This window comes from Aeromonas salmonicida (assembly GCF_028355655.1).
GTDB classification, from domain to species: Bacteria; Pseudomonadota; Gammaproteobacteria; order Enterobacterales; family Aeromonadaceae; genus Aeromonas; species Aeromonas salmonicida.
Genome location: NZ_CP110645.1, coordinates 3,847,099 through 3,870,174 on the forward strand (window position 1 = coordinate 3,847,099; position 23,076 = coordinate 3,870,174).

Consider the following 23,076-nt stretch of genomic DNA (forward strand, 5'->3'; position numbering starts at 1 on the left):
ACAATCCAAGACGGATGCCTTTGCATGGATGTATCGAAATGACGACCCAGCCCCCCACAGAGAAGAAACTCACCATCCAGATCCGGGTCGAACCCGGCTGCCTCGGGCCGGATGGCAAAGAACACATCGAGACCTTCTGTGTCGCCGCCGCCAAGATCTTCGCCGCCATCTATCCCGAGCTGGTGAGCTGGGTGCTGATCCCGCGCTATGACAAGCAGTTGCCGGAGCAGGAGTTCTTCATCGAGGGGCGCAAGTTGACCGAGGAGCAGGCCAGTCTGTTCCTGCGTCGTGTCGGTAGGGAGCTGGGGGAAGTACAGGACAGACTCGACTCCGTGCTGGCCCAGCTGGTGGAGCGTTACTTCAAGACCCTCTGACGCGGCCTCTGTCAGCCATAAAAGGTTCTCTATCGAGGACCTTTTTTATTGCTCAAAAAGAAAACGTTTGAATTTTTGCTCTATTCATTGATCCGCTTCGCAGATCCGGGGTTTGTAAACGCCGCCGCCTGTGTGAAAATGTGCGCGCTGTCACGGTATCAGGACGAGTCTGGTCACTTAGCCACCAGAAAAACAGCCCCCTTGCCCACGCATGGATGGGGTGCCGACTCTCCTGCTGCTTATTTCACGTCACCTATTGGAATCCAACATGAACCAACAACACCAAGCTGCCAATCAGGCCGCCGGGCAAGGATTGCTTGAGCGCCTGTTTGCCCTGCAAGGCCATGGCACTACCGCCCGCACCGAGGTCATCGCCGGGATCACCACCTTCCTGACCATGGTCTATATAGTGTTCGTCAACCCGCAGATCCTCTCTGCGGCGGGCATGGACACCCAGGCCGTGTTCGTCACTACCTGCCTCATCGCTGGCATCGGCAGCATACTGATGGGCCTGTTGGCCAATCTGCCCATCGCCCTGGCCCCGGCCATGGGACTGAACGCCTTCTTCGCCTTCGTGGTGGTGGCCGGCATGGGCTACTCCTGGCAAGTCGGCATGGGCACCATTTTCTGGGGTGCCATGGGTCTGCTGATCCTCACCCTGCTGCGGGTACGTTACTGGCTGATCGCCAATATCCCGCTCACCCTGCGGGTCGGCATCACAGCCGGTATCGGTCTGCTCATCGCCCTGCTCGGCCTGCACAACGCAGGTATCGTAGTGGCGAGCCCGGCCACCATGGTGACGGTGGGCGATCTCACCTCCCTGCCCTGCCTGTTGGGGCTGCTCGGTTTCTTCCTGATCTGTATCTTCTCAGCCCGCGGCGTTCACTCCGCCGTGCTGATTGCCATAGTGGTTACCACCACCCTGGGCTGGCTGTTTGGCGATGTGACCTTCAAGGGCTTCGTCTCCATGCCACCGAGCATAGAGCCGGTATTCGGCCAGCTGGATTTGATGGGGTCGCTCGACATCAGCCTGGCGGGGATCATCTTCTCCTTCATGCTGGTCAACCTGTTCGACTCTTCCGGTACCCTGATAGGCGTCACCAACCGCGCCAAGCTGGCGGACGACAAGGGTCACTTCCCGCGCATGAAGCAGGCGCTTCTGGTGGATAGCGTGAGCTCGGTCGGCGGCGCTTTCATGGGCACCTCCTCGGTCACCGCGTTTATAGAGAGCAGCTCCGGCGTCGCCGTCGGCGGCCGCACCGGCCTGACCGCCATAGTGGTCGGCCTGCTGTTCCTGCTGGCGATCTTCTTCTCCCCCGTCGCTGCCATGGTGCCGGCGTACGCTGCGGCGGGGGCCCTTATCTATGTGGGTGTGCTGATGTGCTCCGAGTTGACCCGGGTGAAGTGGGAAGACCTGACCGAAGCGGTACCCGCCTTCATGACTGCTGTCATGATGCCGTTCAGTTTCTCCATCACGGAGGGGATCGCCATCGGCTTTATCTCCTACTGCGTGATGAAGGCTGGCACAGGCCGCTGGCGCGAGATCAACCCCTGCGTCTTGGTGGTCGCCCTGCTGTTCGTGCTCAAGTTCGTCTGGGTCGACAGCCACTAAACCTGACTTTCGCAAACAAAAATGCCCGTCATCGACGGGCATTTTTTATGGCGGACAGATAGCGGCACTCAACGGATGCCGCGGGCCTCGCGGATCCACTCCCAGGCCTGCTGTATCTCCTGGGTCTTCTCCTTTGCCATCTCCATCATCTCAGGTGGCAGCCCCTTGGCGGCCAACTTGTCAGGGTGATGCTTGCTCATCTCCTTGCGGTAGGCGCGCTTGATGTCCTGATCACTGTCGCTCTCGCTCACCCCGAGCAACTGGTAGGCATCCTTGAGGCGATCCGCTGACGGCGCCTCCTGCCGATACTGCTGCCCGCCGTACTCACCGCCCTGATACTGGCCGCCATGCGCCCGGTTGAAGAAGTTCATCTGCGCTTCGGCCATCGCCAGGATGCGGGCCAGCTCGATGCGGCTGAAGCCCAGCTCATCGGCGATGGTATGCAAAATGGCGCGCTCGTCGGCCTCGACCTTGCCATCGGCAAAGGCGGCCTGCAGTTGCACCTCCAGGAAGAAGCGCAGAATGTCCCGCTGCCCCAGGCTGGCACGACGGAACTCGGCCAGAGTTTCCCGCAACGGGAACTCGGCCTCCTTGCCCAGACGGAACGACTCCTGGGCGCGCGCTCGCTGATCCCCCACCAGTCGCATCCGATCCATCAGGTTGGAGGCAACCCGGATCTCTTGCTCTGTAACCTGGCCATTCGCCTTAGCGATATGACCCATGACGGCGAAAGTGGCATGGAAAAAGACCGCCTGTTGTTGCTGGCTGGGGCCACGCTGAAACGCGCCCCGAATACCCATGCCCCGATCGAAACGGTGGCCGATCCAGAGGCCAAGCAAGGCACCAAAGATGTTGCCGAGCAGAAAACCGAAGAAGGCGCCCAGCACCTTACCCCAAATACGCATGGTTCAAGACCTCGTGATGTTAATGAGTGCGCCGTTGCAGCTGATCATCCAGCTCGCGCAGCCGCTCTGTGGTGCCAATGTCGCGCCACTCGCCGGCCAGCATGGCGCCACCGACCCGGCCTTGCGCCATCCACTCGCGCAGCAGGGGGGCCAGCTTGCGCGCACCCGACGGCAAACCGGCAAAGGCGGCGGGGTCATAGAGCCCGACACCGCTGAAGGTAAAGGCTGGCGCATCCTGCACCCGACCGGCGTGAAGCGAGAAATCCCCATGAGGATGCTGGGGCGGATTGGGCACTAGCCAGAGATGGGCCAGATCCGTACCCAGTGGCTGGTTGACCAGGGTGCGATAGTCCAGACGGAGCCAGGTATCGCCGTTGATCACCAGAAACGGATCGGCGCCAAGCAGGGGCAGTGCCTGCACTATGCCACCGGCGGTTTCCAGCGCACTTGCCTCTGCCGACCAGTGAATGCTGACCCCGAACGCACTGCCGTCACCGAGTGCTTCCACCAGCTTGTGGCCGAGCCAGGCGTGGTTGATCACCAGTTCAGTCACTCCGGCAGCCTTGAGCTTTTCGATATGGTGCACTATGAGCGGCTTGCCCCCTGCCGCCAGCAGCGGCTTGGGCAAGGTGTCAGTGAGCGGGCGCATCCGCTCGCCACGGCCGGCAGCCAGGATCATCGCCTTCATACCGGGGCTCCAGCCACTCGGGCCAGCCCGGGCAGCACCACTTGCTGCAACCAGGCACCGAAGCGGGCCAGCTCCGGATAGCTGGCGCCATGTTGCTGGCACACATCCACCACATAGCCCAGGGTGCGGGGAATGTCCTTGAGGTAACCGGACTTGCCATCCCTGTGATAGAGGCGGGTGAAGAGACCCGCCGCCTTCAGGTGACGCTGCATGCCGGTCAGGTCGGCATGACGACGGAAACTGGCATAGTCGAGCCCGCCAAGCAGGCCCGCCTGCTGCAGCGTATCGAAGCCATGGCGCATGCCCTGCTCGATCACATCGTCGGGCCAGCGCACGTAACAGTCTTTCAGCAGTGAGACGAGGTCATAGCTGAGGGGGCCGATCACCATGTCTTGAAAATCGATGATGGCCAATTCGCTGCCGTTTGGAGTATCGCCACCACAGACCATCAGGTTGCGGCTGTGAAAGTCACGGTGCATCACCCCCTGAGGCTGAGCCAGATTGCTGGCGGTGAGGCAGGCAAACATATCATCCAGCAGCTGTTGTTCTGACTCGCTCAGGGCCAGTTGCAGATGATGGCCCAGCAGCCACTCGGGGAAAATACTGTTTTCACGGGCCATGAAGGCAGCGTCGAAGGGCTCCAGCGCCAGTGCTACCGCCCCCAGTCTGGGTAGCAAGGCGATGGCTTTGCCATACCAGGCCAGCACATTTTGTGCATCCAGACAGCTGATAAGCTGGGTATCCCCCAGATCTGTCACAGCCAGCAGACCATCATCATAGTCCACCCCCTTTACCTCGGGCGCCAGCAGCCCCATGGCATGCAAAGCAGAGGCATTGCGGACAAATTCATGATTTTTTTCGGTTTTTGGATTGGCATCCACCCACACCAAGCCACCGCCACGGTAGTAGCGGCGAAAACTGGCGTCACCGGAAATCAGGGTCAACTCAAGGTTGGCATCACCGGAAATCCGGCGAGCCCATTGCAATAGCAGGGAATCGCGATCGTACATAAGTCGGGGACCGAATTGGAAAGCAGCACTTGGCTGTTAGCCCTGGCCGCAATAATGCTTTATCATTGCCGGCTAACATAAAGCAATGACATGCAATGTCAACTCGATGAATCCTGTCGTAAAATGCATGTCTTGAATCAGCCGTATCTACCACGGATTGCGCGAGTCTTTCACATGACAAAATGGACACTGGGGTACTCATATCCCATCGCCCTGACCATCAGCCTTATCCCAGCCCTGACCCCGGCAATAGTGCAGGCGGCTCCGCTGACGCCGCCGCCCGCCACCGGGATCCTGGACGGGCTCTGCTATGACTATGTACCCAAGGTAGAGAAACTGGCCCCCGGAAAGGATGCCAACGCCCAACCTGTCGAAGTGGATGCCGATCGGCTAGAGGCCAAGCAGGGCGGTACCGCCGTCTATCAGGGCGATGTCAAAGTTCGCCAGGGTGTGCGCAAATTTGACTCGGATTATGCCGAGCTCGATCAGAAGAGCCGGGATGTCATCGCCATCGGCAACATCTATTACAACGATGGCCAGATCACTGTCACCAGTGACAAGACCCTGAAATCCAACCTGGATACCAAGAATTCCGAGCTGGAAGAGGGCAAATACCAGGTTCATGGCTCACCGGTACGCGGCTCTGCCGACCGGGTCACCATGACCAACAACAACCAGAACATCACTCTGGAAGGGGCTCAGTACACCACCTGCCCACCTGGCCAGGAAGTGTGGACCCTGAAAGCGGGCAGCATCGACATCGATCAGACAGAGGTGTTCGGGGAAGCCTGGAACGCCAGCCTCTGGCTCTATGACTATCCGGTGTTCTACTTCCCGTATATCAACTTCCCCATCAAGGATGAGCGCAAAACCGGTCTGCTCTACCCGGGTTATACCCAAAGCTCCAAGAACGGCATGGACATCACCCAGCCGTTCTACTGGAACATAGCGCCCAACTACGACGCCACCATCACTTCCCGTTTCATGGACAGACGGGGCCTGATGGAGCAGGTCGAGTTCCGCTATATGCCGGATCCGGCCCATGCCGGCAGCCTCTATTTCGAAAATCTGGCAGACGACAAACAGTATGATGAAACCCCCAGCCTGAACGAAAAGCTGTCTGACGGGCATCGCTATCTGCTCAATGCGCGCCACACCTCACTGTTTGCCGACAATGCCATGCGGGTATCGGTCGACTACACCAAGGTCCGGGATCGGGATTACAACTACTTCAACGACTTCTCCCCCAAGGTGGGAACCCAGGTCGAGAACCAGTTGCAGCAATCCCTGATGGCCGGCTACTTCCAGCAAAACTGGAACCTCAACACAGAGGTGCGGACCTACCAGATACTGCTGGCAAGTGCCCAGCAGCCTCACGAACTGATGCCACGGATCAACCACAACTACTACCATCAGGGCAACTGGTACGATCTGGCCTGGAATACCGAAGTCACCCGGTTCGGTTACAACAACACCCAGGCCTCAGCGCAAAACCTGGGGGATGCCTATACCGGCACCCGTGTCTACACGGCGCCGACCCTGACCATGCCGCTCATCGACGAGGCAGGCTACTACCTCGACAGCCAGTACAAGCTGATGTACACCCGTTACGATCAGGAAGTGCCGGACAACATGAGCTCCACCTTCACCAAGCGGTTCACTCCTGAAGGTGCGAGCGGTGTCACTCTGGATGAGGGCATCATCACCCGGACCCTGCCTTCCTTCCGCCTAAAGGGTGGCATGACCTTCGAACGCAACCAGGACTGGTTTGGTGGCAACGCCAATCAAACCCTGGAGCCGGAGTTCCAGTACCTCTATGTGCCCTACAAGGATCAGGACAACATAGGTGTCTATGACTCCACCACCATGCGTCAGGACTACTACAGCCTGTTCAGCGACCGCCGTTATGCCGGTCTGGACCGCATCAGCGACTCCAACAGGGTCTCACTCGGTGTTACCACCCGGGTTTATGATCAGGCTGGTGATGAACGAATTCGACTGGCCGTTGCCCAAGCTTTCGACTTTGTTGCCCCCAGGGTCAAGCTCTACCCCAGCGAGTCACTGGCGACCAACACCCGCTCCCCGCTCTCGTTTGAGGGGGATGCCAAGATCAACGAGCAGTGGTTTGCCCATGCCGGGGCGCAATATGATATGGATCAGAGCGAGATCAGCTCTGCCAACAGCGCCCTCGAGTATCGCCGCGAGAAGCTGATCAGCCAGCTGAACTACCGCTTCGTGCGCAATGCCAACTACGACCTGTCGAACACCAATCAGGTCGCCGACCTCAATCAGGTCGGTATGCTGTTGACCACACCGCTCAATGATCAGTGGCACCTCTACGGTGGCTACTATCACGACCTTGATCAGGGAGTGAAGGTAGATCGCAAGGTGGGTCTGAAATATGACTCCTGCTGCTGGAGCATCAACTTCAACCTGGAGTGGGTCAATACACCGGATAACGTGACCATGCGTCCGACCTCGGAGCGCAGCCTGGGCATTCAGTTTGAAATGAAAGGATTGGGTAGCGTGGGTACCGGCTCCAAGGGCACCTCCCTGGATACCGAAGCACTGCCTTACATTCGTCCGTTTAACCTGCGAGACCAATAACCGGTCTGGCAAACGCCTTGAGAGATGGATATGAAGAAGACGTTGATTTCCCTGCTGACTGCAGGCCTGTTCGGAGCCATGAGTCAGGGGGCCTTCGCCGCCCCCGAGCTGATGGACAAGGTGCTTGCCGTGGTCAACAAGGACGTGGTGCTGGCCAGCCAGCAGGAAGCCCTGGTACAGAAAGTCAAAAGCTCTGCCCAGGAGAGCGGCCAGTCCCTGCCCGATGATGCCACCCTGCGCAAGCAGGCGCTGGATCGCCTGATCCAGGAGAGCCTGCAACTGCAACTGGCGGATCGCCAGGGCCTCAAGATCAGCGACACCCAGCTGGAGCAAGCCATCCAGAGCATAGCCGCCGACAACAAGATGACCCTGGATCAGCTGCGTGCCCAACTGGCCCGCGAAGGCCTGACCTATGCCCAGTATCGGGAAGAGGTGCGCCGCGAGATCCTGATGAACGAGGTGCGCCGCAACCAGGTGCGCCGTCGCATCAACATCTCCGATCAGGAGGTCAAGCAGGTGGTGGATATCCTCGCCAAGCAGGGCCAGCAGCAACAGCAGTACCATGTCGGCCATATCCAGATTGCCCTGCCGGATAACCCGAGCGCCGAGCAGCTCAACGCCGCCAAGAGCAAGATAGAGCGCATCCTGACTGCCCTGAAACAGGGCGCCGACTTCCGCAAGCTGGCCATTGCCGAGAGTAATGGTCCCAAGGCACTGGAAGGGGGCGACTGGGGCTGGATGAGCCCGCAAGAGATGCCGACCCTGATGGCCGAAGCGGTACAAGGCGCGGCCAAGGGTGACATAATTGGCCCGCTGCGCTCTGGCGCCGGTCTGCACATCGTCAAGGTGTTCGATGCCAAGGGTCAGCAGCAGGTGCTGCAGACCGAGGTAAAAGCACGCCACATACTGATCAAGCCTTCCATCATCCTCAGCGAAGAGAAAGCCAAAGGCATGCTGGATGGCATACTGCACGACATCAAGAGCGGCAAGGCGACCTTCGCCAGTCTGGCGGAAAAATACTCCGAAGATCCGGGCTCTGCGGTGCAGGGCGGCGAGCTGGGCTGGTCTGATCCCAACGTCTATGTGCCGGAGTTCCGCGACATGGTCAACCGCCTCAAGCCGGGTGAGCTGAGCGCCCCCTTCCGTACTACCCACGGCTGGCACATAGTGCAGCTGGAAGATCGTCGCAGCCAGGATGCCACCAGCAAGGCCCAGGAGCAGCGTGCCTATCAGCTCATCTTCAACCGCCGCTTCACCGAAGAGTCCCAGGCGTGGCTGGATGAGCTGCGTGACGAGGCCTACATCCAGATCGAAGGCGCCGGCAGCTGATGAGCTGTCGTCGTCTCGCCATTACGCCGGGTGAGCCCGCCGGAATAGGCCCGGATCTGGTGCTGCAGATAGCCCAGCAGGATTGGCCCCACCAGCTGGTGGTGATCGCCGATCCCGCCTTGCTGCTCGAACGGGCCGCCCTGCTGGGGCTGCCCATCGAGCTGCAACCCTATGATGCCGAAACTTCTGCCGAGCCGCAGCGGGCGGGTACCCTGAGCATCTGTCCTGTGACCCTCGGCGCCCCCGTGGTGCCGGGTGAGCTGAACGAGGGCAACGGCGCCTATGTGCTGGCCACCCTGCAGCGCGCCTGTGACGGCAACCTCAGCGGTGAATTTGCCGCCGTGGTAACCGGGCCGGTGCACAAGGGGATCATCAATCAGGCGGGCGTGTCATTCAGTGGTCATACCGAGTTCTTCGCACAGCAGTCAGGCACCGCCGACGTGGTGATGCTGCTGGCGACGGAAGGCTTGCGGGTGGCGCTGGCGACCACCCATATACCGCTAGCCTACGTGGCCATGGCCATCACGGAGGATCGCCTCGGCAAGGTGATCCGCATTCTGGATGCGGATCTCAAAACCAAGTTTGGCATCGCCAAGCCCCGGATTTACGTCTGCGGCCTCAATCCCCATGCCGGGGAAGGGGGCCATCTCGGCCGTGAAGAGATTGACGTGATCGAACCCGCCCTGGCCGGCTTGCGCCAGGAGGGGATCGATCTGGTCGGCCCGCTGCCGGCCGATACCCTGTTCCAGGATAAATACCTCAAGGATGCGGATGCGGTACTCGCCATGTACCACGACCAGGGGCTGCCCGTGCTCAAATACAAGGGGTTCGGCAGTTCGGTCAATATCACCCTTGGACTTCCTTTCATCCGCACTTCGGTGGATCACGGCACTGCGCTGGATCTGGCAGGCAAGAGCCTGGCGGACCCGGGCAGTCTGATCACCGCGATTAACCACGCCATCAAGATGGTAGAGAAAAAAAGATATGAGCAGTAAGGTGCAGAGCAACAAGGTGCACATGGGTCATACGGCCCGTAAGCGTTTCGGTCAGAACTTCTTGCATGACCGCTATGTGATCGATCAGATAGTGGCCGCCATCAATCCGCAGCCGGGTCAGAATCTGGTGGAGATAGGCCCGGGCCTCGCCGCCCTGACCGAACCGGTCGCCTCCCAGATGGACAAGATGACAGTGGTCGAGCTGGACCGGGACTTGGCCGCGCGCCTGCGCGAGCACCCGACCCTCAAGGACAAGCTGACCGTGATCGAGGCCGATGCCATGCGCTTCGACTTCGGCACTCTGATGGGGGAAGGCAAGGGGCCGCTGCGCATCTTCGGCAACCTGCCCTACAACATCTCCACGCCGCTCATCTTCCACCTGTGCGATTTCGCCGACCGGGTAGAAGACATGCACTTCATGCTGCAAAAAGAAGTGGTATTGCGGATGTCTGCCGGCCCGGGCAGCAAGGCCTATGGCCGCCTGAGCGTCATGGTGCAGTACTACTGCCAGGTGATCCCCGTGCTGGAAGTGGGCCCTGGCGCCTTCAAACCTGCACCGAAAGTGGATTCAGCCGTGGTCCGTCTGGTACCGCACAAGAACCCGACCATAGTCGCCAAAGACATCCGCTGCCTGAGCCGCGTCTGTACCGAAGGCTTTGGCCAGCGCCGCAAGACCATCCGCAACAGCTTCGCCAACTTCATCACGGACGCTCAGCTGACCGAACTTGGTATCGATGGCAACCTGCGCCCGGAGAATCTCTCCCTGGAGCAGTTCGTCATGATCGCCAACTGGCTGGCGGATCAACAACAGGCCTGATCCCGTGGCATACCCGCATATCGTTATCCGCCCATCCCCCCGTTATGTGGCGGATACCCAGGACCCTTACCAGTTCCACTATCTGATCGAGATCGAGAATCTGGGGCCGGGGCCGGCGCAGCTGCTGCACCGGCGCTGGCTCATCACGGATGCCAACGGCAAGATGCTGGAAGTCGAGGGCCCCGGCGTGGTCGGGGAGCTGCCCGTGATTGCCGAAGGGGAGACCTTTCGCTATCAGAGCGGCGTGCCACTCGACACCCCATTTGGGGTGATGGAAGGGAGCTATACCCTGCAAGATGAGTCAGGGCAGCCGTTCGAGGCGCCCATAGCGCCTTTTACCCTGGCCGTCCCAAACATTATTAACTGAGGTTTCATGGCGAACTGTTTTGTTGGCGATATCCAGGGCTGTTATGACGACTTGCGTCGTCTGCTGGATCTCGCAAAGTTCGATCCAGCCAAGGACGTGCTCTGGCTCTGTGGCGACCTGGTCGCCCGCGGCCCGGACTCCCTGAAGACACTGCGCTACGTCAAGTCGCTGGGCCAGCGGGCCGTCACAGTGCTCGGCAACCACGACCTTCACCTGCTGGCGGTCGCCGATGGCGTTGCGCCGCTCAAGAAGAAAGACAAGCTGCAAGCCCTGATGGAAGCGCCGGATCGGGACGAGCTGCTGACGTGGTTGCGCCATCGCCCCCTGCTGGCGGAGCACCCGGATCTGCCCATCATGATGGTGCATGCCGGTATCTCCCCCGCCTGGGACGCCCGAACGGCACGCAACTGTGCCCGCGAAGTGGAGAGTCTGCTGCGCGGCGATCAGTACAGCTGGTTGTTGCACAACATGTATGGCGATCTGCCCGATGGCTGGAGTGAAGATCTGGCAGGTATCGAACGTTACCGCTACATCATCAACACCTTCACCCGGATGCGCTTCTGCTATTTCGATGGCCGACTCGAGTTCAAGTGCAAGAAAGGCCCCACGGAGTCTACTCCCGGCCTGCGCCCCTGGTTCGAGCAGCGCGAGCACCATATGGATGACCCCATACTGGTGTTCGGCCACTGGGCGGCCCTGATGGGCAACACAGGCAGGAACGACATCAAGGCGCTCGACACCGGCTGCGTGTGGGGCAACAGCCTCACCCTGTGGCGTTATGAAGACGATGCCCTGATAGCGACGCCCTGCCCCACTCACGCCAAGTGATGGTTAAGGGCTGCGCCTGAGCGACGAGAGCCTCACTCTGTGGTGTTACGAAGACGATGCCCTGATCGCTACCCCTTGCCCCACTCACGCCAAGTAAGGGGAAAGAGTGGTGAGAACCCCACTCTGTCGCGTTACACAAGAACAAAGCCCGGCAAGTTGCCGGGCTTTGTTCTATTCGCACCAATGAGTTACAGCTTGCGCCCCAGTCGCTTCTCGATCTGGCGTCGCTCCCATTCCGGACCAAACAGCTTGAAGGGCTGGAACAGGTTGATGGCATGGGAGATCAGCCCCAGACCCCACCCCAGCGCCGGCCACCAGGCCCAGATATAGTCCGGGTTGCTGAGGTAGTTGATGACAAACAGCCCGCAGATCACCAGCACATAGCTGAAAATGTGGTAGTAGAAGCCTTTGAGCCCCTCCACATACCCCATGGCGGCCCGCTCCTCTGCCGACACCTGCACCCTGTCCTGACCCATAGTTTCATTCCCTCTCATCTCGCGCTCCTGTTGTTGTGTCCCATCCAGTTGAGCCACATCAAGTTCAAAGACGGAGGCCAGGGCCTTGAGAGATTCCAGTCCGGGCTGCTGACCCTGTTCGATCCGCTGTATGGTGCGAACACTCAAGCCAGTCAGGGTCGCCAACTGATCCTGTGACCAACCCCGTTGCAATCTCAACTTCCTGACGATCATCATGAGCTCCTAGTGGTGGTAGACAGGGCCAGCATAGGGCCAGCGCAAAGAAAGGTGACACGACAGATGGCCGACATCAACCTGACTATTGTTTAAAATCAATGAATTAGATGTAATCCTGGATCAGAAAGCCGGTCGTTCGCCCAGATGCTGGACGAACCGCAGCAGATAACCGTCGGGGTCCTGTACCAGAAACTCCCGCTGACCCGAGCTCATATTTCCCACCGGATACCAGGATTCACGCAGTGGCCGATAGAGCGCCACCCCGGCCAGCGCCAGCCGAGCGAGCAGGGGCTGGATGTCGGTCAACTCCATCTGTAAATTTATACCGCGTCCCAGCGGAGGCTCCAGCACACCGGTCAGCCATCCTGCCGGATGGATCTGTTCCAGCATCAACTGTACCTGTTGCTGCTCCAGATAGGCGAAGGGGGGATCGTCGCGCTGATAGCGCACAGCAAACCCCAATAGCCCGGTATAGAAAGGCAAGGAAGCTGCCAGGTTGGTCACCGACAGCTCGGGCACCATGGGGTTCCAGTAGACCTCATCCATGGATCACAGGCTCTGCATCAGCTCGGCCGCGATCTCGAACGAGCGCAGCCGCGCACCCTGATCGACGATGGGGCCGTTGAACATCAGCTCATCGGCACCCGTCTCGGCCAGCAGCGCCTTGAGGCCGTGACGCACCTGATCGCGATCTCCCACCAGTGAGCGGGCCAGGGTCTGCTCCATCGCCATCAGCTCACGGGGCGACCACTCTTCCCCCAGCTCGACCACAGGTGCGGGCAGCTTGCCAGCGTCACCTCGGTAGAGACGCAGGAACTGTTGCTGCACAGTGGTGAACTGGAAACGGGCCTCCCGCTCGCTGTCGGCGGCGATCATGTTGATGCAGACCACGGCATAGGGCTTGGGCCAGCGCACCGAGGGGCGGTACTGGGCGCGGTAGATCTCCAGCGCCTGCAACAACAGGCCGGGAGCAAAGTGGGAGGCAAAACCAAACGGCAGCCCCATAGAAGCGGCAAGCTGGGCACTGTAAAGGCTGGAACCCAGCAGCCAGATGGGCAGATGCAGCCCCTGGCCCGGCACGGCCTGTACTGCCCCTGTCTCGTCACCGAAATAACTCATCAACTCACGCACATCCGCCGGAAACTCATCCACGTCGCCGCTGCGCTGACGTCGCAGTGCCTGCATGGTGCGCTGATCCGTGCCGGGGGCACGACCCAGCCCAAGATCGATGCGATCAGGGTAAAGCGAAGCCAAGGTGCCAAACTGCTCGGCAATCACCAGCGGTGCATGGTTCGGCAGCATGATGCCGCCGGCGCCCAGTCGCAGGGTCTTGGTACCCCCCGCCAGATGACCGATCAGCACAGCGGTGGCAGCACTGGCGATGCCCGGCATGTTGTGATGCTCCGCCAGCCAGTAACGCTGATACCCCCAGCGCTCGGCATGCTGGGCCAGGTCCAGTGAACGGCGAAACGACTCGGCCGGGTGGGAGCCTTCGGGCACGGGGACCAGATCGAGCACTGAATAGGGGATGGCAGACATGGGTCACTCCATTGATTTACAGACCAGTAACAAGGGAGGCAATGTAGCACGGGATACCTGAACGAATCACGCGCCAGGCCAACGAATTGACCCTGGCTCTTTGCTAGCAACCGATAATCTAAATCGCCGCACCTCCTGAGTACCCTGAGTCTCCTGCCTTGCCAGAGGTGCAGATGGCGCCATGCCAGCCCGGGCTGAGCGTCAAGTAACAATATCCACAGTTACCCGCTCTGACCGCAAGCGCTAGCATGCTGTGGCTCGTTGTCTGGTTGTGAGCTCAGCCCACCCTCTTCTTGCAGGAGAATACAGGCATGAATGCAATCACAGACACCAAGACCGGCCTCTTCCTCGCCTCTTTCGAGATCGGCAAAGCCATGCCGGGGGCGCAACTGCTGCACCTGAACCTGGCAGTCTATACGCCAGGGGAGACAGTCAATGGCGTCGCCCATCTGACCCAGGCAACCAATCCACCGCTCGACATGGCCTCCGAACTGAAAGGCCAATACACCTATATGTGCGTCATGCCCAAGCAGTGCCATATCCTGGTGACTGCGCAGGGCTACCCCATTATCAAATGGCCCCAGAGCGGCGGGATCGGGCCGGTGATCCAGCCCAACTTCGAGCTGCGCATGGTACTCGGGGAAGACTGGAAATCAGGCACGGCCAACTACAAATATCAGGACAATCATCAGGTGTGGCACGAGGTGAAAGACGCCCCCGTCACCCTGGTGCCCGCCGCAGTACTGGCTTGACCCCCTCAAGACGGCCCCGATGGGGCCGTCACGTTTATGCCATATCCTGATATATCTGAACGGGTTATTGTGTTTTCTGTCATCCTGTTGGCACACTGATAGTAGATCGTCTCTGCAATCGCCCGTGTGACAAGGATGTGTCCATGACAAGTGCCAGGCCAGGTCGTAAACCCTTCTATGTGCATATCGCCACCCTCTTCATCCTGCTGTTTACCCTGCTGGGCAGCGCCCTTATCGCATTGCAATTCCAGCAAGCGGCACAACAGGGACTGGAGCATGAACGGCAAAATTTCCTGCAATACCGGGAGCAGCTCGCCCTCGCCCTTCAATTGAACGAGCGGCCGGCCCGCATGTCCCTCAGTCTGCTGCGCAGCGGTCAGCTGGCGGCTATGAACAGTCTGGATGCCCGGCTCGGCTACCTGCCACAACTGGCAGAGGTGCTGGCCAACAGCCCCAGTTATGGCGCCGTCTATGCCGGCTACGCGGATGGTGATTTCTTCCTGGTGCGCAAGTTGACCGAGCGGGCCCGAGCCCAACTGGACAGGGTCCCAGCGGCCAGCACCTTGCTGGTGCAGAGCCTGCACCAGGGCAAGGGGGAGTTTCTCTACTTCGACCAGCGGCTGACCCTGCTCGAGCGCCGGGCCATGCCTCAATACCAGTTTGATCCCCGCAGCCGCGACTGGTACAAGCAGGCACGCTGGCGTTCAGGCATCGCCACCACCCACCCCTATCTCTTCTTTACCACCAAGGAGCCAGGCATGACGCTGGCGGTGGAAAGCGACAACAGAAGGGCAGTGATCGGGCTGGATACCAGCGTCGAGGGGCTGTCGGCCCTGATCGGTGAACTGCGGTTGCCAGAGCAGAGTCAGGTGGTTCTGTTCGACGAATACGCCACCCTGCTTGCCACGGATCCCAAACAGCTTCCCAGCTTCGAGCAACTGAGCCAGCTGCCCCTCCTGTCGGCGCTGTCTCATCCCGTGCTGACCCAGCTGCAGCAACAGGTCACCAGCCAACCCGCCTTGCTGAGCAGCCCGGTGGAGCTGAATCTGACCGCCGCCGATCAGAGTGACTGGCTGGTCAATCTCTCTCCCCTCGGTGAGGGATCCCCCTTTTATATCGCCTTGCTGGTCTCGGCCGACCTGCTCTACCAGCAGGCTCGCAACGAAGCGCTGATCAACCTCGGCTGGGCACTGGCAGGTTTGCTGCTGCTGTTGCCGGTGATCTGGCTGGTCTCCCGCCGCACCGCGACCCCCCTGCTGGCCCTGACTCAAGAGGCGGAGCGGATCCAGCACTTCGACTTCGGCGAGAGCCGGGTGCCGGAATCGGCGATCCGCGAGATCGACGATCTGGCCCGTACCATGTCAGGCATGCGACTGACCCTGGGCAACTTCATGAACATGGGCCGGGCACTGGCGGCCGAACACCGCTTCGACTCCCTGCTCAGCCGCATACTGCACGAGACCATAGCCGCCGTACAGGCCGAGGGGGGCTGCCTCTACCTGGCGCAAGAGCAGAGCATGGTGGCAGTCCAGGCGCTCTGGCGGCAACAGTCTCTGCCCGCCGAGCAGGCTCCCTGGCAGGAGGCGCTGCTCGGCAAGCTGGCTCATGGCGAGCGGCTCACTCTGGCCGTCGACGAACGGGGCTGGCAGCAACATCTGGCGAGCTGGGGCCCCTTCCCCGGCCCTTGCCAGCTGGTCGCCGAGCCACTGTGCAATCATCGACAGGAGCTGATCGGCTGCCTGCTGTTGATCCTGCCCGACTGCTCTGCCCGCGAACTGGCCTCGCGCATCAGCCTGATCGAGGCGCTGGCAGGCACGTCTGCTTCCGCCATCGAGAACCAGCGCCTGCTGGAGGAACAGAAACAGCTGCTGGAGTCCTTCATCGAGCTGATGGCAGGGGCCATCGATGCCAAGAGTCCCTACACGGGTGGCCACTGCCAGCGGGTACCCGAATTGACCCGGATGCTGACCGAAGCAGCCTGTGCCCAGCAGCAGGGCCCCTTCGCCGACTTTCGGCTCAATGAAGAGGAGTGGGAGGCCATTCACATCGCGAGCTGGCTGCACGACTGCGGCAAGGTCACCACGCCGGAGTTTGTGGTCGACAAGGCCACCAAGCTGGAGACTATCTACGATCGGATCCACGAGATCCGCACCCGCTTCGAAGTGCTCAAACGCGACGCCTATATCGAGGTGCTGGCGGCCCGTCTGCCGGCGTCAGAACGGGAAGCGGCAAGAGCGGAGGTGGCGCCACTCTGGAGTACCCTGGATCAGGAGTTCGCCTTCGTCGCCGATTGCAACCTCGGCGGGGAATGGATGGCACCGGAGAAGCTGACACGGCTCGATGCCATCGCCAACCGCACCTGGTTGCGCACCCTGGACGACAGGCTCGGCATCAGCCGGGAGGAACTCAAGCTGCACCAGAACGAACCAGCCTCCCATTTGCCCTGTATCGAGCCACTGCTGGCTGACAAGACAGTCCACCTCATACCCCGCCCCGTCCACGACAGCCTGGATGAGCGCAATCCCTGGGGCTTCAAGGTCAGGGTGCCGACCTATCTCTACAACCGTGGAGAACGTTACAACCTGGCCATCGGCCGCGGCACCCTCACAGAAGAGGAGCGCTACAAGATCAACGAGCACATCATCCAGACCATCCGCATGCTGGAGCGGCTCCCCTTCCCGCGCCATTTGCGCAATGTGCCCGAGATCGCCGGTGGACATCATGAACGCATGGATGGCAAGGGTTACCCCCGCCAGTTGCTGGGGCAACAGATGAGCATCCCGGCACGCATCATGGCCATCGCCGACATCTTCGAGGCGCTGACCGCCAGCGATCGCCCCTACAAGTCGGGTAAGACGGTGGCTCAATCCCTGGCCATCATGCAGAACATGGTGCGTGAGCAGCACATAGACCCGGCGCTGTTTGCCCTGTTCGTCAGCAGCGGTATCTGGCGCGACTATGCCGAGCGTTTTCTGGCGCCGGAACAGCTGGACCAGGTGGATGAAGAGGCTCGGCTGACCCCACAGGCATAGACAGGGTTCATATTTTCTTACATTTGTATGCTGGTTTGGGCAGGCCCGCTTGGTTATAACTGTGCCCTACAGCGAAGGGGGAGCAAAAGACTTCCCCTCACTCTTTATCACACCACATGGTTCAGGTTATTTATGTCAAAACATCTCATCATGCTGGGCGCGCTGGCGCTGTCCGGCTGCTCCCTGTTGTCGCCACCCCCGCCCACCGTTACCCCTGTCCATCTGGCCGATGCCAGCCAGCGGGGTTTCTATATCGAGTGCAGCAGCATGACGGCCTGCTTCCAGCAGGCCAACCAGACCTGCCCCCAGGGCTACAAAGAGACGGATCGTCGTCAGCAGACGCTCTACTCCACCCAGTACACAACGGGCAGCTATGACGAAGAGAAGAAAATATACAAGGCGGGCACACCCCACCGCATCGCCAATACGGTCCATTCGTTGACCATTCAGTGCCCCACGGATGTGAGCATCACGCCGCGCTAGCAGCCTGCTGGCAACAACGAACAAAGGGCCCGCAGGCCCTTTTCTCATCGCGGTAACACCACCTCAGCGCGTCGCCTCAGCATGCTGGCGGGCCAGCTCGCGGGTCATGGCCTCCCGCATCTTGAACTTCTGCAACTTGCCGGTCACCGTCATGGGGTACTCCTCCACGAAACGTATGTATCTTGGCACCTTGAAGTAGGCGATGCGGGCCGAGAGGAAGTGCTTGATCTCCTCCTCGCTGACCATCTGATCCGGCCTCAGCTTGACCCAGGCACACACCTCCTCCCCGTAACGCTCGCTGTCGACACCGAACACGGCGGCATCCTGCACCGCAGGATGATCGTAGAGCCGATCCTCTATCTCGCGGGGATAGATGTTCTCGCCACCGCGGATGATCAGCTCCTTGCTGCGCCCCACTATCTGCACATAACCCTCTTCATCCATGATGCCGATATCACCCGAGTGCAACCAGCCTTCATCATCGATGGTTTCCGCCGTCTTGACCGGGTCCTGCCAGTAACCCTGCATGACCCCCTTGCTGCGGCAGCAGATCTCACCCCGCTCGCCAATGGGCACCAATTCACCGCTCGGGTCAATCAGCTTGATCTCGGTGTGGTCAAGGGCGCGGCCCACCGTGGTGACGCGCTTGTCCAGCGGCGCATCGATGGCGGTCATGTGGTTGATGGGGCTGCACTCGGTCTGACCATAGGCGATGGTCACCTCTGTCATGTGCATCAGAGTCTGCACCTTGCGCATCAAGGGCTCCGGGCAGATAGCTCCTGCCATGATGCCGGTGCGCAAAGAGGAGAGATCAAACTCGCCAAAGCCGGGCAGCTCCAGCTCGGCGATAAACATGGTCGGCACACCATGCAAGGCGGTGCAGCGCTCCTCGCTCACCGTCTGCAGGGTCGCCACAGGATCGAACGCTTCCGATGGAAACAGGGCGCAGGCCCCCACGCTGATGCACACCAGATTGCCAAGCACCATGCCAAAACAATGATAGAGCGGCACGGGTATGCAGAGCCTGTCCTGCTCGCTGAACGCCATGCCCCGCGCCACCTGCCGGCCGTTGTTGAGTATGTTGCCATGGCTCAGGGTTGCGCCCTTGGGGCTGCCCGTGGTACCCGAGGTGAACTGGATGTTGATGGCATCATCCAGTTTGAGGGTAACCGCCACCCGGGCAAGCCAGGCCGGATCCTGCGCATCCCCCAGGGCCTGCACGGCGCTGAAGTTCAGCATACCCGGCGTTTGCGTCTCCCCGAGCCGGATCACCATTTCCAGGCTCGGCAAGCGGGCGCTGACCAGCTGCCCCGGCGGCGAGCTTGCAAGCTCGGGGGCCAGCTCATTGAGCATGGCGAGGTAGTCACTCCCCTTGAAGGCACTGGCACAGATGAGAGCGCGGCAACCCACATTGTTGATGGCAAACTCCAGCTCGTAGTTGCGATACGCTGGGTTGATGCAGACCATGATGGCGCCGATGCGGGCCGTGGCGAACTGCACCAGGCACCACTCTATGTTGTTTGGCGACCAGATGCCGACCCTGTCCCCCGGCTGGATGCCGAGCGCTAGCAAGCCCAGTGCCAGCCTGTCTATCTGGATGAGGTATTCACGGTAGTTCCAGCGGATCTGCTGGTGACGCACTACAACGGCGGGGCGGTCGGGGAAACGTTCGGCTATCTCTTGCAGATATTCGCCAATGGTCTGGTGAAGCAAGGGCTGGTCGCAAGGACCGGTCCGGTAGCTGAGCAGTGAGGTCATGGGGTGACTCCTGGCCACATTCGATGGATATTGCCTACTGCTCGGCTGGCACGCTTTTTTCAGCTTGTTACGTTAATGTAAAAACCACCCATTAAAAAGACTCACTTTGGTCTAATACTCACCATAAAAAACGGCCAACCCAAGTTGACCGTTTTAAATCCCAGACTCTTGCCTTAGAACAGCAGATGCGCCACACCGGCAATGACCGGCAGGGTCACCAGGGTGCGCAGCAGGAAGATGACAAACAGCTCCCACAGCTTGACCGGGATCTTGCTGCCCAGCAGCAGGGCGCCCACTTCCGACATATAGATGAGCTGGGTGACCGACATGGCGGCAATCACGAAGCGGGTGATGTCGCTCTCTATGGTCGAGGCCAGCACGGCCGGGATGAACATGTCGGCAAAGCCGACCATGATGGTCTTGGAGGCGGCCTCGGCCTCCGGCAGTTGCAGCAGCTCCAGCAAGGGAACAAATGGCGCACCCAGCCAGTTGAAGATGGGGGTGTGCTCGGCCAGCATCAGGGCACAGGTACCGATCGCCATCACCACCGGCAACACGCCAAACACCATGTCCAGCGCATTCTTCACCCCTTCCCGCGCGACCGCACCAAGATCGGTCATGCTGTCAGCCTTGGTCAGCGCCCGCTCTAAGCCATAGCTCATCACGCTGTGCTGATGGGGCACTGACTCCTGCTTGCGGCACAGGGGAGTGCCATCGGCATAGATGTCCTTCTTCCAGGAGAGCGGCGGCAGGCGCGGTACCACTATGGCGGCGACCACACCCGCCAGACAGACAGTCAGGTAGAAGGGAACGAACATATGCTCCAGCTTCACCTGGGAGATCACCACCAGGCAGAAGGTGATGGAGACCGCTGAAAAGGTGGTGCCGATGACGGCGGCTTCACGCTGGGTATAGAACTTGCCCTCGTACTGCTTGCTAGTCAGCAGAATGCCAACGCTGCCATCCCCCAGCCAGGAGGCGAAGCAATCCACGGCGGAGCGCCCCGGCAAACGAAACACAGGGCGCATGATGCGGGTCATCATGGTGCCGACAAACTCCAGCAGACCGAAATCCAGCAGCAGGGGCAACAACAGACCGGCGAAGATGAACACCGAGAACAGCACAGGCAGCAGATCGTGCAGTACCAGACCGCCGGTAGCACCGGAACGCAACACCTCGGGCCCCACATTGAAGAAGGTCAGCAGCACGAACACTCCACCCAGGACTCGCACACAGGCCCAGAAAGGGGAGACGTTAAACAGGCTGTTGAGGAAGGGGCGACGCACCAGGATCGCTGGCTTGAACAACCAGGCGATCAGCGTCATCAGCATGGTGGTGGTAATGATGGCACTGACCATGGCCACCAGATAATCGGCAAATACCGTTTGCACCAGCTTCGCCAGCACGGCAACCGGAATGGTGACGTTCTCGTCATAGATGACGGGGGTCATGAACAGCAGGATCCCGATGAGTGACGGGACCAGGAACATCAGCACGTTGCGACGAGTATTGAGCGCAGGCGCTTGCAGAGTCTTTTCCAGCATGGTCTACAGCCTTAATGTTACTTTTCCTTAGCCAGGTCAACTTGCATATTCATGCTCTCACCCGACAAAACGGGCGCAAGAATACTCCAAAAAAATGCACAAACAAGCCCTTAATGGATCATTTCAAGCATAAATATTTTTGCAGGCGAACCTTCCATAAGAATGACCTCAAACAGATACGCATATCAATTCATTACAAATAGTTAGTGCATTGTTTCAAAGAGGTTACATTCAGGTGCGCAGTATAATCCGTTGCGGTTGGCAGGCAATAAGTGACATGAGAAATATATCTATGTGGTGATCCGATCGATCCAGATGCGCCCCATAAAAAAACCGGAGCCTGTTGCCAGGCTCCGGTTTTTCTCATCGGTGGGCAGAAGAGCCGCACCGATCAGGCAGGATAGAGTGATCAGTCACGAACATAGATGACTTCAACGCCATCATCTTCGTCATCATCCCAGTCTTCCTCATCGAGCCCTTCATCGAAGGCCATTGAGGCGGCCAGCGCTTCGGCTTCGGCTTGGGCCAGCTGGTTCTTGTGGTAGTCATCCCACTTGAACTCCACCTTCTCGATGGCGTCCCTGGCATCTTCCGCCAGTTGACGAGGCATGGTATCCAGCAGATCCAGGATGTCGTAGCACACCTTCTTGGTGCCTTCCTTGCTGATGGCGGAGATCTGGTAGACGGGGCCTTCGTAGGCCAGCGCCGTCTTGACGCGCTCCATCACCTCGACCGCCTCTTCTTCCAGGATCAGATCCATCTTGTTGAACACCAACCAGCGCGGCTTGCCAGCCAGCTCAGGGCTGTACTTTTCCAGCTCCTTGACGATAGTCACGGCGTTCTCGGCAGGATCCGAGCCATCGACCGGGCAGATATCGACCAGGTGGATCAAGACCCGGCAGCGCTCGAGATGCTTGAGGAAGCGGATACCCAGGCCAGCACCTTCGGCGGCACCCTCGATCAGACCTGGAATGTCGGCTATCACGAAGGAGCGGGAGTTCTCGCCACGCACCACACCCAGGTTCGGCACCAGAGTAGTGAAGGGGTAATCGGCTACCTTGGGACGGGCGGCGGACACGGCACGGATAAAGGTGGACTTGCCAGCATTGGGCAGACCCAGCATGCCGACATCGGCCAGCAGCAGCAGTTCCAGCTTCAGAGTACGCACTTCACCCGGCGTACCGCTGCTCTTCTGGCGCGGCGCCCGGTTGACTGAGCTCTTGAAGCGGGTGTTGCCCAGACCGTGGAAGCCACCTTTGGCGACCAGCAGCTTCTGGCCATGATGGGTCAGATCACCCAGCAGTTCGCCTGTGTCTTCATCGCTGGCACGGGTACCGACCGGCACACGCAGTATCCTGTCCTTGCCGCGACGGCCGGTACAGTTGGCGCTCTGGCCATTCTCACCGCGCTCGGCCGCGTGGAAACGCTCGAAACGGTAGTCGATCAGGGTATTCAGGTTTTCGTCGGCAATCAGATAGACATCACCACCGTCACCACCGTCACCACCATCCGGGCCGCCGTTCGGGATGTACTTTTCACGGCGAAAGCTCACACAACCGTTACCACCGTCACCGGCATCGACTCGAATCTGGACTTCATCAACAAACTTCATAGGTAACCGTCACCTTAATTCGAAAAACCGATACGCAATTATAGTGGTACAGGCCCCTGCGGGCGATACGCATCTTAGCGATGAATGCCCCGCGCAACACCAGGCACATCTACGTTCCGTTTTTTCGTAAAC

General features: G+C 59.9%; 20 protein-coding genes. 11 read left to right on the forward strand and 9 right to left on the reverse strand.

Going from position 1 to position 23,076, the window contains the following annotated elements:
• The first annotated feature begins 38 nt into the window (after window positions 1–38).
• Window positions 39–374, forward strand: a complete 336-nt coding sequence (locus tag ONZ54_RS17830; RefSeq protein WP_059168486.1) for a hypothetical protein — start codon at window positions 39–41, stop codon at window positions 372–374.
• 268 nt (window positions 375–642) lie between these two features.
• Window positions 643–1,986 (forward strand): NCS2 family permease, encoded by a 1,344-nt coding sequence (locus ONZ54_RS17835; protein WP_042467256.1) that lies wholly within the window; start codon window positions 643–645, stop codon window positions 1,984–1,986.
• Between the two features lie 68 nt (window positions 1,987–2,054).
• Here ONZ54_RS17835 and djlA read toward each other — a convergent pair whose 3' ends face one another.
• Genes djlA through ONZ54_RS17850 form a run of 3 tightly spaced genes read right to left on the reverse strand, consistent with a single transcriptional unit; the run spans window position 2,055 to window position 4,589 of the window.
• Window positions 2,055–2,891: a co-chaperone DjlA gene (gene djlA, locus ONZ54_RS17840; protein ID WP_271786824.1), complete on the reverse strand. Its 837-nt coding sequence runs from the start codon at window positions 2,889–2,891 to the stop codon at window positions 2,055–2,057.
• Between the two features lie 19 nt (window positions 2,892–2,910).
• Entirely contained in the window at window positions 2,911–3,579 is a 669-nt protein-coding gene (gene murU, locus ONZ54_RS17845) for an N-acetylmuramate alpha-1-phosphate uridylyltransferase MurU (RefSeq protein WP_125605920.1), read from the reverse strand.
• Entirely contained in the window at window positions 3,576–4,589 is a 1,014-nt protein-coding gene (locus ONZ54_RS17850; protein ID WP_005311710.1) for an aminoglycoside phosphotransferase family protein, read from the reverse strand. The genes murU and ONZ54_RS17850 overlap by 4 nt, the downstream gene beginning before the upstream one ends.
• 174 nt (window positions 4,590–4,763) lie before the next feature.
• Here ONZ54_RS17850 and lptD point away from each other — a divergent pair, with 174 nt between their 5' ends.
• The 6 genes from lptD to ONZ54_RS17880 are packed head-to-tail and all read left to right on the forward strand — an operon-like array spanning window position 4,764 to window position 11,532.
• Complete coding sequence (lptD, locus tag ONZ54_RS17855; protein WP_125605914.1) at window positions 4,764–7,196, forward strand: LPS assembly protein LptD; 2,433 nt, start codon at window positions 4,764–4,766, stop codon at window positions 7,194–7,196.
• A gap of 30 nt (window positions 7,197–7,226) precedes the next feature.
• Complete coding sequence (gene surA, locus ONZ54_RS17860; protein ID WP_271786825.1) at window positions 7,227–8,525, forward strand: peptidylprolyl isomerase SurA; 1,299 nt, start codon at window positions 7,227–7,229, stop codon at window positions 8,523–8,525.
• Window positions 8,525–9,520 (forward strand): 4-hydroxythreonine-4-phosphate dehydrogenase PdxA, encoded by a 996-nt coding sequence (gene pdxA, locus ONZ54_RS17865; RefSeq protein WP_271786826.1) that lies wholly within the window; start codon window positions 8,525–8,527, stop codon window positions 9,518–9,520. The genes surA and pdxA overlap by 1 nt, the downstream gene beginning before the upstream one ends.
• Window positions 9,510–10,337, forward strand: a complete 828-nt coding sequence (rsmA, locus tag ONZ54_RS17870; RefSeq protein WP_011899041.1) for a 16S rRNA (adenine(1518)-N(6)/adenine(1519)-N(6))-dimethyltransferase RsmA — start codon at window positions 9,510–9,512, stop codon at window positions 10,335–10,337. The genes pdxA and rsmA overlap by 11 nt, the downstream gene beginning before the upstream one ends.
• Window positions 10,338–10,341: 4 nt before the next feature.
• Window positions 10,342–10,704 (forward strand): Co2+/Mg2+ efflux protein ApaG, encoded by a 363-nt coding sequence (gene apaG / locus ONZ54_RS17875; protein ID WP_271786827.1) that lies wholly within the window; start codon window positions 10,342–10,344, stop codon window positions 10,702–10,704.
• Window positions 10,705–10,710: 6 nt separating this feature from the next.
• Window positions 10,711–11,532 carry a symmetrical bis(5'-nucleosyl)-tetraphosphatase gene (locus ONZ54_RS17880; protein ID WP_005311698.1) on the forward strand — a complete coding sequence of 274 codons (822 nt, stop codon included), beginning with the start codon at window positions 10,711–10,713 and terminating at the stop codon, window positions 11,530–11,532.
• A 188-nt stretch (window positions 11,533–11,720) separates the two neighbouring features.
• On the opposite strand, the gene ONZ54_RS17885 is transcribed toward ONZ54_RS17880, so the two are convergent.
• The 3 genes from ONZ54_RS17885 to ONZ54_RS17895 all read right to left on the reverse strand — a co-directional run bounded on the left by ONZ54_RS17885 (window position 11,721) and on the right by ONZ54_RS17895 (window position 13,763).
• On the reverse strand, window positions 11,721–12,221 hold the full coding sequence (locus ONZ54_RS17885) for a 2TM domain-containing protein (protein ID WP_021138360.1): 501 nt from the start codon (window positions 12,219–12,221) through the stop codon (window positions 11,721–11,723).
• A 123-nt stretch (window positions 12,222–12,344) separates the two neighbouring features.
• Complete coding sequence (locus ONZ54_RS17890; protein WP_265452235.1) at window positions 12,345–12,770, reverse strand: bleomycin resistance protein; 426 nt, start codon at window positions 12,768–12,770, stop codon at window positions 12,345–12,347.
• Between the two features lie 3 nt (window positions 12,771–12,773).
• Window positions 12,774–13,763: a luciferase-like monooxygenase gene (locus tag ONZ54_RS17895; RefSeq protein WP_219615192.1), complete on the reverse strand. Its 990-nt coding sequence runs from the start codon at window positions 13,761–13,763 to the stop codon at window positions 12,774–12,776.
• Window positions 13,764–14,074: 311 nt separating this feature from the next.
• Here ONZ54_RS17895 and ONZ54_RS17900 point away from each other — a divergent pair, with 311 nt between their 5' ends.
• The 3 genes from ONZ54_RS17900 to ONZ54_RS17910 all read left to right on the forward strand — a co-directional run bounded on the left by ONZ54_RS17900 (window position 14,075) and on the right by ONZ54_RS17910 (window position 18,030).
• Window positions 14,075–14,515 carry a DUF1842 domain-containing protein gene (locus tag ONZ54_RS17900; RefSeq protein WP_005311690.1) on the forward strand — a complete coding sequence of 147 codons (441 nt, stop codon included), beginning with the start codon at window positions 14,075–14,077 and terminating at the stop codon, window positions 14,513–14,515.
• A 143-nt stretch (window positions 14,516–14,658) separates the two neighbouring features.
• Complete coding sequence (locus ONZ54_RS17905) at window positions 14,659–17,547, forward strand: HD domain-containing phosphohydrolase (RefSeq protein ID WP_271786828.1); 2,889 nt, start codon at window positions 14,659–14,661, stop codon at window positions 17,545–17,547.
• 132 nt (window positions 17,548–17,679) lie between these two features.
• Window positions 17,680–18,030 (forward strand): hypothetical protein, encoded by a 351-nt coding sequence (locus ONZ54_RS17910; protein ID WP_059113530.1) that lies wholly within the window; start codon window positions 17,680–17,682, stop codon window positions 18,028–18,030.
• A 63-nt stretch (window positions 18,031–18,093) separates the two neighbouring features.
• Here the strand turns inward: ONZ54_RS17910 and ONZ54_RS17915 are convergent, their stop codons facing one another.
• The 3 genes from ONZ54_RS17915 to cgtA all read right to left on the reverse strand — a co-directional run bounded on the left by ONZ54_RS17915 (window position 18,094) and on the right by cgtA (window position 22,944).
• Window positions 18,094–19,788 carry an AMP-binding protein gene (locus ONZ54_RS17915; RefSeq protein ID WP_271786829.1) on the reverse strand — a complete coding sequence of 565 codons (1,695 nt, stop codon included), beginning with the start codon at window positions 19,786–19,788 and terminating at the stop codon, window positions 18,094–18,096.
• A 173-nt stretch (window positions 19,789–19,961) separates the two neighbouring features.
• On the reverse strand, window positions 19,962–21,332 hold the full coding sequence (locus ONZ54_RS17920; RefSeq protein ID WP_005311682.1) for a YjiH family protein: 1,371 nt from the start codon (window positions 21,330–21,332) through the stop codon (window positions 19,962–19,964).
• Between the two features lie 409 nt (window positions 21,333–21,741).
• Complete coding sequence (gene cgtA, locus ONZ54_RS17925) at window positions 21,742–22,944, reverse strand: Obg family GTPase CgtA (protein ID WP_058393618.1); 1,203 nt, start codon at window positions 22,942–22,944, stop codon at window positions 21,742–21,744.
• Window positions 22,945–23,076 lie beyond the last annotated feature (132 nt).

Coding starts and splice junctions, on each gene's coding strand:
- ONZ54_RS17830 (WP_059168486.1), top strand. CDS start 39: ATGACGACCCAGCCCCCCACAGAGAAGAAACTCACCATCCAGATCCGG.
- ONZ54_RS17835 (WP_042467256.1), top strand. CDS start 643: ATGAACCAACAACACCAAGCTGCCAATCAGGCCGCCGGGCAAGGATTG.
- djlA (WP_271786824.1), bottom strand. CDS start 2,891: ATGCGTATTTGGGGTAAGGTGCTGGGCGCCTTCTTCGGTTTTCTGCTC.
- murU (WP_125605920.1), bottom strand. CDS start 3,579: ATGAAGGCGATGATCCTGGCTGCCGGCCGTGGCGAGCGGATGCGCCCG.
- ONZ54_RS17850 (WP_005311710.1), bottom strand. CDS start 4,589: ATGTACGATCGCGATTCCCTGCTATTGCAATGGGCTCGCCGGATTTCC.
- lptD (WP_125605914.1), top strand. CDS start 4,764: ATGACAAAATGGACACTGGGGTACTCATATCCCATCGCCCTGACCATC.
- surA (WP_271786825.1), top strand. CDS start 7,227: ATGAAGAAGACGTTGATTTCCCTGCTGACTGCAGGCCTGTTCGGAGCC.
- pdxA (WP_271786826.1), top strand. CDS start 8,525: ATGAGCTGTCGTCGTCTCGCCATTACGCCGGGTGAGCCCGCCGGAATA.
- rsmA (WP_011899041.1), top strand. CDS start 9,510: ATGAGCAGTAAGGTGCAGAGCAACAAGGTGCACATGGGTCATACGGCC.
- ONZ54_RS17880 (WP_005311698.1), top strand. CDS start 10,711: ATGGCGAACTGTTTTGTTGGCGATATCCAGGGCTGTTATGACGACTTG.
- ONZ54_RS17885 (WP_021138360.1), bottom strand. CDS start 12,221: ATGATCGTCAGGAAGTTGAGATTGCAACGGGGTTGGTCACAGGATCAG.
- ONZ54_RS17890 (WP_265452235.1), bottom strand. CDS start 12,770: ATGGATGAGGTCTACTGGAACCCCATGGTGCCCGAGCTGTCGGTGACC.
- ONZ54_RS17895 (WP_219615192.1), bottom strand. CDS start 13,763: ATGTCTGCCATCCCCTATTCAGTGCTCGATCTGGTCCCCGTGCCCGAA.
- ONZ54_RS17900 (WP_005311690.1), top strand. CDS start 14,075: ATGAATGCAATCACAGACACCAAGACCGGCCTCTTCCTCGCCTCTTTC.
- ONZ54_RS17905 (WP_271786828.1), top strand. CDS start 14,659: ATGACAAGTGCCAGGCCAGGTCGTAAACCCTTCTATGTGCATATCGCC.
- ONZ54_RS17910 (WP_059113530.1), top strand. CDS start 17,680: ATGTCAAAACATCTCATCATGCTGGGCGCGCTGGCGCTGTCCGGCTGC.
- ONZ54_RS17915 (WP_271786829.1), bottom strand. CDS start 19,788: ATGACCTCACTGCTCAGCTACCGGACCGGTCCTTGCGACCAGCCCTTG.
- ONZ54_RS17920 (WP_005311682.1), bottom strand. CDS start 21,332: ATGCTGGAAAAGACTCTGCAAGCGCCTGCGCTCAATACTCGTCGCAAC.
- cgtA (WP_058393618.1), bottom strand. CDS start 22,944: ATGAAGTTTGTTGATGAAGTCCAGATTCGAGTCGATGCCGGTGACGGT.